The organism is Psychrobacter sp. NPDC064578 (assembly GCF_044901245.1).
In the GTDB taxonomy this organism is placed as follows: domain Bacteria; phylum Pseudomonadota; class Gammaproteobacteria; order Pseudomonadales; family Moraxellaceae; genus Psychrobacter; species Psychrobacter cibarius_C.
Genome location: NZ_JBJDPI010000001.1, coordinates 18,438 through 30,192, shown reverse-complemented (window position 1 = coordinate 30,192; position 11,755 = coordinate 18,438). Strand labels below are relative to the sequence as shown.

9 protein-coding genes are annotated in these 11,755 nt (G+C 45.1%); all 9 read left to right on the top strand.

Translation table 11 applies throughout. The features are described 5' to 3' along the window. Positions 1 to 57: 57 nt before the first annotated feature. Entirely contained in the window at positions 58 to 1,044 is a 987-nt protein-coding gene (locus tag ACI2JM_RS00110; protein ID WP_404641216.1) for a glutamate/aspartate ABC transporter substrate-binding protein, read from the top strand. A gap of 96 nt (positions 1,045 to 1,140) precedes the next feature. Then, positions 1,141 to 1,887 (top strand): amino acid ABC transporter permease, encoded by a 747-nt coding sequence (locus ACI2JM_RS00105; protein WP_055123453.1) that lies wholly within the window; start codon positions 1,141 to 1,143, stop codon positions 1,885 to 1,887. Next, complete coding sequence (locus ACI2JM_RS00100) at positions 1,884 to 2,555, top strand: ABC transporter permease subunit (protein ID WP_404641214.1); 672 nt, start codon at positions 1,884 to 1,886, stop codon at positions 2,553 to 2,555. Before ACI2JM_RS00105 ends, ACI2JM_RS00100 begins: the two co-directional genes overlap by 4 nt. 198 nt (positions 2,556 to 2,753) lie before the next feature. Further along, positions 2,754 to 3,485 (top strand): amino acid ABC transporter ATP-binding protein, encoded by a 732-nt coding sequence (locus tag ACI2JM_RS00095; protein WP_404641707.1) that lies wholly within the window; start codon positions 2,754 to 2,756, stop codon positions 3,483 to 3,485. A gap of 214 nt (positions 3,486 to 3,699) precedes the next feature. After that, positions 3,700 to 4,920 (top strand): FAD-dependent oxidoreductase, encoded by a 1,221-nt coding sequence (locus ACI2JM_RS00090; RefSeq protein ID WP_404641212.1) that lies wholly within the window; start codon positions 3,700 to 3,702, stop codon positions 4,918 to 4,920. A gap of 301 nt (positions 4,921 to 5,221) precedes the next feature. Next, the gene (locus ACI2JM_RS00085; protein ID WP_404641210.1) at positions 5,222 to 7,009 is read left to right on the top strand and encodes an AMP-binding protein; all 1,788 of its coding nucleotides are present in this window, start codon (positions 5,222 to 5,224) and stop codon (positions 7,007 to 7,009) included. Between the two features lie 277 nt (positions 7,010 to 7,286). Beyond that, positions 7,287 to 9,062 (top strand): AMP-binding protein, encoded by a 1,776-nt coding sequence (locus ACI2JM_RS00080; RefSeq protein ID WP_404641208.1) that lies wholly within the window; start codon positions 7,287 to 7,289, stop codon positions 9,060 to 9,062. A gap of 113 nt (positions 9,063 to 9,175) precedes the next feature. Next, positions 9,176 to 10,786, top strand: coding sequence for a carboxyl transferase domain-containing protein (locus tag ACI2JM_RS00075; protein ID WP_404641206.1), 1,611 nt, complete (start codon positions 9,176 to 9,178; stop codon positions 10,784 to 10,786). 151 nt (positions 10,787 to 10,937) lie between these two features. Then, entirely contained in the window at positions 10,938 to 11,747 is an 810-nt protein-coding gene (locus tag ACI2JM_RS00070) for an enoyl-CoA hydratase/isomerase family protein (RefSeq protein ID WP_404641204.1), read from the top strand. Positions 11,748 to 11,755 lie beyond the last annotated feature (8 nt).

The following is an 11,755-nucleotide window of genomic DNA, read 5'->3' as shown; positions in this document are numbered from 1 at the left end:
CTGTGTCTTCCAAGCACTCATTCAATCTTGTGATAATGTGATAAAAGGATGTATCTCATGAGCTATCTATCTTCTAGATCTTTCTCTAAACCTTTAACTCTCGCTGCTTTTATGGCGCTAGGTCTTGCAGGGTGTAATAACAGTAGCCAAACCAGCACTGATGCGCCAGCAGATGATGCAACAGCGACAGAAACCACTACCAACGGTACTCTACAAAAAATCAAAGACTCGGGTACTATCGTGGTCGGTCACCGTGACTCTTCTATTCCATTTTCTTATATCGCTGACGACCCAAATCAGCCGATTGGTTATGCGCACGATTTAGAGATGAAAGTCGTCGAAGCGGTTAAGCAAAAGCTAAACATGCCAGACCTCAACGTTCGTTATAACCTTATCACCTCACAAACCCGTATTCCCTTGGTACAAAACGGCACGGTCGACTTTGAATGTGGTTCGACCACCAACAACGAAGAGCGTCAAAAACAAGTGGCATTCTCCAACGGTTTCTTTGAAATCGGTACGCGTCTATTGACCAAAAAAGACTCAGGTATTCAAGATTTTGAAGACCTAAAAGGTAAGACTTTGGTCACGACTGCTGGTACGACCTCAGAGCGTTACATTCGTGAATACAACGACAAAAATAAAATGGACATGAATGTCATCTCGGCAAAAGACCATGGCGAAGCCTTTCTTATGCTAGAAAATGGTCGCGCTGATGCTTTTATGATGGATGATGTACTACTTGCTGGCGAAAAAGCCAAAGCAAAAAATCCTGATGAATGGGTCATCGTCGGCACGCCGCAATCGTTTGAGATTTATGGTTGTATGATGCGTAAGGATGATCCTGAGTTCAAAGCAGTGGTCGATGAAGCGTTAGCGAATGTCTTTAAATCAGGGGAAATCAACAGCATTTATGACAAGTGGTTCTTAAACCCAATCCCACCAAAGAACGTCAATCTAAACTTTGAGATGTCTGATAACTTAAAAGCCTTGATTGCCAGTCCGCATGACAGCGCTCAGCCGAAAGTTGCGACGGCACAGTAATTATTGTCCTGCAACATAGCTTGCTTACGTGTTCAGACTGATGTTGATGTCAATCTGAACACGTAGGATTTTCAGTCGCTGCTCGGAGAGACAACCATGAATTATAGCTGGAACTGGGGTGTGCTCTTTGAGCAGACTGGTATCGGTAATGAGCTTTATATCCATTGGATGATTACTGGTCTTGGCTGGCTACTATTGATTGGTAGTATCGCATGGGCCATTGCTATGGTCGTAGGTACTATCTTTGGCATCATGCGTACTTTGCCTAATAAGACCGCTCGTGCCATTGGCACCGCTTATGTGACATTTTTTCGTAATATTCCACTGCTTGTCCAATTGTTCTTTTGGTTTTATATTGCACCTGGCTGGCTCACGCCCACGATACAAGAGTGGTGGTATAAGGATTTATCGCCCAACACGTCAGCCATGCTCTCAGCGAGTATCGGTCTTGGCTTATTTACCGCCGCTCGTATCGTTGAACAGGTGCGTACAGGTATTGAGTCGTTGCCCGAAGGTCAGATCAATGCTGCTTATGCACTAGGCTTTAGTATTCCGCAAGTCTACAAAGAAGTACTGCTACCGCAGGCCTTTCGTATTATTTTGCCCCCGCTCAGCTCTGAGCTGACTAACTGCTTCAAAAACGCCTCCGTCGCCTCGTTAGTGGGGGTAATGGAGCTGATCAGTCAAACCAAAACCATCAGCGAATACACCCAAAACAGCATCGAGATTTATACCTACGCGACGATTATTTATTTAGTATTTAACTTATCGTTGATTGCTATTATGGGGTTAATTGAGCGCAAACTGCGTGTACCTGGGCTCATTGCAGGAGGTCAGAAATGAACATGATGACCGAATTGGCAACAGCCTATCCTGGTTTGATGGGCGGCATGATTACCACCTTAAAAGTGCTGTTTTTGGCGATTATTGGTGGTATTAGCTTAGGAACGGTATTGGCGTTGATGCGTTTGTCTGGTATCAAAGTGCTTGAGATTCCAGCAAAGCTATACGTCAATTATTTTCGTTCTGTACCGCTACTACTGGTGCTACTGTGGTTTTACTTTGCCGTACCGATGATTTATTTTTGGATAGTGGGTAAGTACTTACAACTTGATGCTGCCTTTGCCTCTTGTGTGGTTGCCTTTATGATGTTTGAAGCCGCTTACTTTTCAGAGGTGGTGCGTGCTGGTATTCAATCGATTGGTAGCGGGCAGGTCAATGCCGCCAAAGCGCTGGGTATGACTTATGGGCAGACCATGCGCTTGGTCATCTTGCCACAAGCCTTTCGCAAGATGCTGCCGCTGATCTTGCAACAATGTATTATTTTATTTCAAGACACGACGCTGGTATTCGCCATCGGTTTGACGGATTTTTTCCGTGCAGCGTATGTGCGCGGTGAGCTGATGGGATTGCTCACGCCTTATATCTTAGGTGCTGGCGCTGTTTATTTTGTGCTTAGCTTGAGTGCCTCTATTGGCGTGCAGCAGCTACAAAAGCGTTTGCGGTTTTGATACGCATGGCGCGTTTTTGGTATTTTGAGACTTAGGTCAAGCCGTTGAATGATTAAGCCGTTGAATGGTTAAGCCGTCAAATGAGGTTTTAAATGACAATTAATATAATGTGGTTAGGAGCCAGTGATGAGCAATGCTGATACATATGTCAATGCCTTTGGCGGACTGGTCACCAATAATGGTCATGCTAGTGACGAGATGGTCATTCAAATGTCCGATGTCAGCAAATGGTATGGGGATTTTCAAGTATTGAGTGATTGTACGGCGCATGTACATAAAGGTGATGTCGTCGTCGTGTGCGGGCCATCGGGCAGTGGTAAGTCAACCTTGATTAAAACGGTCAATGGACTGGAGCCTTTTCAAGAAGGTGGGATCATGGTAAATGGTATCTCAGTTGGTGCAGCAAAAACCAATTTGCCAAAATTACGCAGCCGTGTCGGCATGGTCTTTCAGCATTTTGAGTTGTTTCCGCATTTGACCATTATTGATAATTTGACAGTCGCTCAAATTAAAGTATTGGGTCGCAAAGAGAGCGAGGCCAAGCAAAAAGCCATGGCATATTTAGATCGCGTCGGACTAACGGTGCAGGCCGCGAAATATCCCGCGGAGCTATCTGGTGGTCAGCAGCAGCGTGTTGCGATTGCACGAGCGCTAGCAATGGATCCTGTAGCGATGCTCTTTGATGAGCCGACCTCTGCGCTTGACCCTGAGATGATTCAAGAAGTACTTGATGTCATGGTCGAGTTGACTCGTGATGGCATGACCATGATGTGTGTGACCCATGAAATGGGCTTTGCTAGTCAAGTAGCCAACCGTATTATTTTTATGGACGAAGGTAATATTGTCGAGAACTGTAGTAAGGATGAGTTTTTTGAAGGGGCAAAAAGTGATCGCGCGCAACTGTTCTTATCGAAGATTTTGAATCACTAACCATTTATATATTTTTTCTCATGTAGCTCTAGGGTGATATCAAGCGTCTATTTATCAATAGGCGCTTTTTTGTGCGTGATAGCTTGATGTATTTAACAGTGATGTTGATATGATTGGTCTATAAGTGAGTAGATGAGTGCATGGCTGTTTACTGATACAATAGCAGTCAATATTCTAACAACTAAAATAATTGCTTATTTATATGGGAGTTAATATGAGCGCTGAAAACTCAGAAGTATCAAACAACGGTATTGTCATTATCGGTGCAGGTTTGGCAGGCTGGCATGTCATTGATGCCATTCGTGCAAAAGACAAAGACATTCCGATTACCTTAATTACTGCCGACAGTGGCGATCGTTATCACAAGCCAATGCTGACCATGGCAATTAGCCAAAAGAAAAGTGCGGCAGATTTGGTCAGAGCGACTGGCGTTGATGCCGCAGAAGCTACAAATGTTAAGCTACTTGCCAACACGCAAGTGACGGATGTTGATACGACCACTCAACAGTTGCAGCTTATCTCTGCGCTGCGCTCAGATCCCGTTTATACCAATTACGCCACGATTGGCTATGATAAGCTGGTACTAGCGATGGGTGCGCATCCTATCTTCCCAAAAAGCTTGCCAGAGGAACTAGTCTGGCATGTCAATCATATTGAGCGCTTTGGACAGTTGCAAGAAAAGCTAGCAACTGGCAGTCAGCACGTTGCTATCGTCGGTGCTGGTATGGTTGGGACGGAGATTGCAGAAGACTTATTAAAAGCAGGTCATCAAGTGACACTCATTGATTTAAACGATGCGCCACTATCACAAATGCTACCGCCAAAAGCAACGGCTCGTATTGCCCAAGCAGTTAAGTCGCAAGGGATTAACTTTTTAGGAGGGTACCAGGTATCTGCTATTACTCGTATCAGTGATGGAAAACTGCAGGTCAGTTATGAGGCGCTAGCATCAGCGACAGAAAGCAGTACTGCTGAGCCAATCGAACCACTTATGGTCGATCATGTGATTGCCAGTACAGGTCTGACCGTCGATGATAAGCTGCCAACTGCAGCTGGTGTCGAGTTTGACCGTCGCACTGGTATCGTGGTGGATGCGCCGACCTTGCGTACCAGTACAGCCAATATTTATGCGATTGGTGACTGTATGTCTATCGATGGCGTGCCGTGTCGCTATGTCGCCCCATTACGCGCTCAGGCTGCTACCATTGCCGATGATGTGTTGGGTCTAGATCATAATGGCTACGATCATAAGCCACCCATGATTCGTCTAAAAAACAAAGCAATCTCCGTCATGGTGACAGGTGTGCCAAAAGCGACTGGTAATTGGCAGGTCAAGACAGAAAGTGATGAAGAGCTGGTCATGGACTTGCTAAATGATAGTGATGAAGTCAGCGCAACAGTAACGATTAAATCGCCTGCTAACCCTAAAGCTTAAAGATTAAAAAAGCTCTAAATCATAGCCAGTGTTGCTATCCTAATGCAGCGCTGGCTTTTTTATGTCTATCGCATCTTTTATATAAATAATCAACTTAATAAGATGGCGCAGCAATAGTAATCGATACGTCCTGTATCAACATTATTGACAGGCTTTCATTTAAGAGGCTATATTGGTTAGGGCTTGATTTAATTATAGTCTATGGTGACAGAGAATATTCAAGGAAGAATATGACATTTACCTTTGTAGTCTATTACCGCTCTGATAACAAACATTAAACAGCAAAACGAAAGGACTCGTGATGACTCAAGTTTCTGACTTTGAAAGTACTATTAATGAAAGTACGCCTAATAACAGTATTCTCAACAATATCCCCAAAGTTAATGTAGGCGTGCGTTCAGCAAATGCGCCACTCACCCAAAGCCATGATAAAGGCATTGATGTGCCGCTCATTGAAGCGACAATCGGTGATTTTTTTGATGCTATTGTCAATAAATATCCTGAGCGTGAAGCATTGGTTTCTCGCCATCAAAATATTCGTTGGACGTATCGCGAACTACAAGAGAAAGTCAATCAGCTGGCCAGTAGTATGATTGAAATGGGGCTAGAAATCAGTGATCGCATCGGTATCTGGTCACACAATAATGCTGAATGGCTGTTGATGCAATTGGCAACCGCGAAAGTCGGCGTTATCCTCGTCAATATCAATCCTGCTTACCGTACCTTTGAGCTGCAATATGCACTGAATAAGCTGGGCTGTTCGGCATTGGTATTAATGCGTCATTTCAAAAGCAGCGACTATACACAAATGATTCGTGAGCTTTGTCCTGAGATTTATCATAAGAACTATCAGCAATTAGACTTGGTGGAGATTCCAACGATTGAGCGTATCATTTGGATTGACGAGCCAGCATCTGATGAAAATTTCAATTTTATGCAGAAATTCTCTGCTTGGATGGCAGAGGGTAAAGCAAACGACCCTCGCGTAGCTGCGCGCCAAGCCCAGCTTAAGAATACCGATGCTATTAGTGTGCAGTTTACTAGTGGGACAACGGGTACACCAAAAGGCGCTACTTTAACGCATCGAAATATCTTGAATAATGGCTATTTCCTTGGCGAAGGTATGAGGCTGACAGAGGAGGATAGGCTATGCATTCCATTACCACTTTATCACTGTTTTGGCATGGTAGGCGGTAATCTCGCGATATTAACACATGGTGGCTGTGCGGTTTATCCTAACGATGGTTTTGATCCGCTAACGGTATTGCAAACGGTGGAAGAGGAAAAATGTACCGCTCTGCTTGGGGTACCGACGATGTTTATCGCAGAGCTCGATCATCCAGACTTCGACAGTTTTGATTTGTCCAGCTTACGCACTGGTATCATGGGTGGCTCTAGCTGTCCGATTGAGGTCATGCGCCGCGTCATGGATAAAATGCACATGAGCGAGGTAACGATTGCTTATGGCATGACCGAGACCAGTCCAGCTTCTTGTCAAACCAGCTCGCAGACGCCACTCGAAAAAAGAGTCTCTACCGTAGGGATGGTATTGCCCGCGCTTGAGGTCAAAATCGTCGACACTGAAACGGGTGATGTCGTCCCGATTGGAGAGACGGGTGAATTACTCACTTATGGCTACGCGGTGATGAAAGGCTATTGGGGCAGCCGCTTTAAAACACGCGCGGCGATTACTGATGGCTGGATGCATACGGGTGATTTGGCGGTAATGGACGAAGATGGCTACATCACTGTGGTGGGACGTAGCAAGGACATGGTCATTCGCGGCGGCGAAAACATCTATCCAGTAGAAGTCGAAAACTATCTCTATCGTCATCCTAAAATCCGAGATGTACAAATCGTCGGCGTACCTGATAAACAGTACGGTGAGGTACTCGCGGCGTGGATTATTGCAAAAGAGCCAAATAGCTTAAGCGAAGAAGAGGTAAGGCAGTTTTGTTGTGACCATATCGCTCATTATAAAGTGCCGACCTACTTTCGTTTCGTTGGTGAATATCCAATGACCATCACTGGTAAAATTCAGAAATTCAAAATCGTTGAGCAAATGATAAAAGAATTGGGTCTGGAGTGATTTGAGACTATTAATCACTGGAAAAGCCAGCTTTTTTCTATATGTGATAAGGCTGGCTTTTTTGATTTAAGTCATTCAAGAAATTCGTCATTTAACTATGACTGATGAATTTATCTTATACTATTATTTTAAATGATACATATTGTATTACTATTATTGACAGCCTTCGATTTAAGACGGTATAGTAGCTAACGCTAGTTAAGACCTGTTCAAGGAAGAATGAATCGGTGATAGGCGACTAATAAGTACCATAAAAAGTAAAACGAAAGGACTCGTTATGACGCAAACTTCTGATTTCGATGCGACTCAAATTGATTTTGATACTATTCTAAATAGCATTCCTAGTATTAATATGGGCGCACGCTCAGCAAATGCACCGCTTACCCAAAGCTATGATAAAGGCCCTGATGTGCCGCTGATTGAAGCGACTATCGGTGACTTTTTTGATGCGATTGTATCCAAATATCCAGAGCGTGAAGCTTTGGTTTCTCGCCATCAAAACATCCGCTGGACTTACCGCGAGCTGCAACAGCAAGTCAATCAGCTGGCAAGCAGTATGATTGAGATGGGGCTAGAAATCGGTGATCGCATTGGTATCTGGTCACACAACAATGCTGAATGGCTATTAATGCAATTAGCGACGGCAAAAGTCGGTGTCATTCTGGTCAATATCAACCCTGCCTATCGTACCTTTGAGCTGCAATATGCCTTGAATAAATTGGGCTGCTCAGCACTCGTGCTCATGCGCCATTTTAAAAGCAGTGATTATGCCAGTCTAATCCGTGAGCTGTGTCCTGAGATTTATCATAAAGATTATACTCAGCTTGATTTGGTCGAGATTCCAACCATTGAGCGCATCATTTGGATTGATGAGCCAGCATCTGAAGAAACCTTTGGCTTTATGCAGAAATTCTCTGCATGGATGGCGGAAGGCGATGCCAACGATCCACGCGTTGCCGAGCGTCAAGCCCAGCTCAAAAACACCGATGCTATCAATGTACAGTTCACCAGTGGCACGACTGGTACGCCAAAAGGCGCAACCTTAAGCCATCGTAATATTCTTAACAACGGTTACTTCATCGGTGAGGCTATGAATCTCACAGAAGAGGATAAACTGTGTATTCCGGTGCCACTCTACCATTGCTTTGGTATGGTGCTTGGCAATTTAGCGATTCTCACGCATGGCGGCTGTATCGTTTATCCAAATGATGGCTTTGAGCCATTAACCGTATTGCAAGCCGTTGAAGAAGAAAAATGTACAGGTCTGCATGGCGTGCCAACGATGTTTATCGCTGAGCTTGACCATCCGGAGTTTAAAAACTTTGATTTATCGACTTTGCGCACGGGCATCATGGCAGGGTCTAGTTGTCCGATTGAGGTCATGCGCCGCGTCATTGATGAGATGCACATGAGTGAAGTCACCATTGCGTATGGTATGACAGAGACCAGTCCAGTCTCTTGTCAGACCAATGAACATACGCCGCTTGATAAGCAAGTATCGACCGTTGGCCTAGTGCAGCCTGCGCTTGAAGTCAAAGTCGTCAATACGGAAACGGGTGAGACTGTAGCCTTGGGCGAAACGGGCGAACTACTCACACGCGGTTATTCAGTGATGAAAGGCTATTGGGGCAGTCGCTTCAAAACCCGCGCGGCCATCCAAGACGGTTGGATGCATACGGGCGATTTGGCTACGATGGATGAGGACGGTTATGTCAAAATCGTTGGCCGTAGTAAAGACATGGTCATTCGCGGCGGCGAAAATATTTATCCCGTCGAAATCGAAAACTATCTCTATCGTCATCCAAAGATTCGTGATGTGCAAATCGTCGGTATTCCTGATAAAAAGTATGGCGAGGTATTGGCGGCTTGGATTATCCCTAAAGAAGCAGACAGCTTGACGGAAGAGGAAGTGCGCGAGTTCTGTAGCGAGCATATTGCCCATTATAAGGTGCCGACTTATTATCGCTTTGTCACTGAATATCCGATGACCATCACTGGAAAAATTCAGAAATATAAAATCATTGAACAAATGAAAGAAGAGCTGGGTTTGTAGAAATTTAACCATTCTTATCTGTTATTTTATGAATAAGATATATGAGTAAAAGCTAAAATAAAGCATAAAATAAAAAAGCCACTCGCATTTACGCATTAAAGAAAAGGGATGTCATGAGCGCTATCATAACCAGTAAACTGAGTCCAAACACCGCTGAATTTCAGCAAAACAGTGCCGCCATGCAAGCGGTGGTCGATGACTTATATGGTCACTTACGTAAAGTCGTGCAAGGCGGTTCAGAGCGTGCACGTGCTAAGCATTTAGCCCGTGGTAAACTCTTGCCTCGTGAGCGTGTCGAGCGCTTGCTCGATGTGGGCACGCCATTTTTAGAAGTGGCACCGATGGCCGCGCACGATATGTATGGTGAAGAGATTCCAGCCGCTGGCGTGATTGCGGGTATTGGTCGCATCAATGGTACTGAGTGTATGATCGTCTGTAATGATGCTACGGTAAAGGGCGGCACTTATTATCCAATGACGGTCAAAAAACATCTGCGTGCGCAAGAAATCGCGCAAGAAAACAACTTGCCTTGTGTCTATTTGGTGGATTCAGGCGGTGCTAATTTACCCAATCAAGATGACGTGTTCCCCGATAAAGAGCACTTTGGTCGTATCTTTTTTAATCAGGCCAATATGAGTGCGGCAGGTATTCCACAGATTGCTGTGGTCATGGGCAGCTGTACGGCTGGCGGGGCTTATGTACCAGCGATGAGTGACGAGTCTATTATCGTCAAAGAACAAGGTACGATCTTTTTGGGTGGTCCACCACTGGTAAAAGCAGCAACGGGTGAAGAGGTCACAGCCGAAGACTTGGGCGGCGGCGATGTGCATACCCGTCTATCAGGGGTCGTCGATCACTTAGCACAGAGCGATACCCATGCGTTGTCAATTGCGCGCAACATTGTGAGCCATCTAAATCGTCCTGCCAAGCAAGTGCCCAATCAAATCAAACCGCGTCCACCACGCTATGATGCCAAAGAACTATATGGCGTCATTCCAACGGACAAGCGCAAGCCATTTGATATCAAAGAAATCATTGCTCGTATCGTCGATGACAGTGCTTTTGATGAATTCAAATCACGCTTTGGCACGACGCTAGTCTGTGGATTCGCTCATATCGAAGGGATGCCAGTCGGTATCATCGCCAACAACGGTATCTTATTTAGTGAGTCTGCGCAAAAAGGTACGCACTTTATTGAGCTATGTTGCAAGCGTAAAATCCCATTGGTATTTCTGCAAAATATCACTGGCTTTATGGTTGGTCGTAAATACGAAAACGAAGGGATTGCGCGTCATGGTGCCAAAATGGTCATGGCAGTCGCCAATGCAAAAGTTCCAAAATTCACGGTCATTGTTGGTGGTTCATTCGGTGCCGGTAACTACGGCATGTGTGGTCGTGCTTATAGCCCGCGCTTCTTATGGATGTGGCCAAATGCGCGAATCTCGGTGATGGGCGGCGAGCAAGCTGCGTCAGTATTGGCAACGGTCAAGCGTGACAATTTTGACCGTAAAGGCGAGGCGTGGAGTGATGAGGCCGAAGCAGCATTTAAAGCACCGATTCTCGATATGTATGAAAAGCAAGGTCACCCATATTATGCCACCGCACGTTTATGGGATGATGGCGTAATTGACCCTGCTGATACCCGTCATGTATTGGCATTAGGGTTAAGCGCTGCCTATAACGCGCCGATTGAAGAGACAACCTTTGGTGTTTTTAGAATGTAAGCATTTTCAGGCCTTCCCATAATAAGTTACTACTGCGTCAACCTCATTTGAAGTACGATTTGTACATCTACATTCGGTTTCCTTGTATTAACATTATTATGGATTGACCGAGCGTTTTTTTAAATATTTACATAAAAATATAGAGAAAGTTATGCAAAAAGACAGTGATGAAAGTTATAAAAGCTTATTGGTTAAAGTGGAACAGCACGTGGCTACGGTGACGTTAAATCGTCCTGAGATACGTAATGCCTTTAACGATGAAATGATTGCTGAGCTAACCGATGCATTTAATATGCTTGGCGCTGATGATGAGGTACGTGTCATTGTGCTAGCCGCTGCTGGCAAGGCATTCTGTGCAGGTGCCGATTTGAATTGGATGCGCGGCATGGCAGATTATAGCTATGAAGAAAACCTAGCAGACGCGGATAAATTGGCACAGATGCTTAAAACTATTTATGAATGCCCAAAGCCAACAGTCGCGGCTATTCAAGGCGATGTTTATGCCGGTGGTATGGGATTGGTAGCCGTCTGTGATGTGGCCATCGCTGTCAAAATTGCTAACTTCTGCCTAAGTGAAGTCCGTTTGGGGTTAGCCCCTGCAACGATTAGCCCTTATGTTATCAGAGCATTGGGTGCTAGAGCATCGCAGCGTTACTTCTTAAGTGCTGAAGTGTTTGATGCCAAAAAGGCACGGCAGCTTGGCTTTATCCATGAGCGTGTTAGCGAAGAGTGGCTGGCTGATGAGGTCGCTATATTTTGTGGCAAAGTCGTCAAAAATAGCCCTGATGCGGTCAAAATTTGCAAACAGCTATTGCACAATGTCGCGGGTGCGCCCATCACTGATGAGCTGATTGCCGATACGGTAAAAGGCATCGCCGATATCCGCTCATCAGAGCAAGGTAAAGAGGGCGTGCAAGCCTTTTTGCAAAAACGTAAGCCCAATTGGTTGACGGCAGATTGATAATGCAC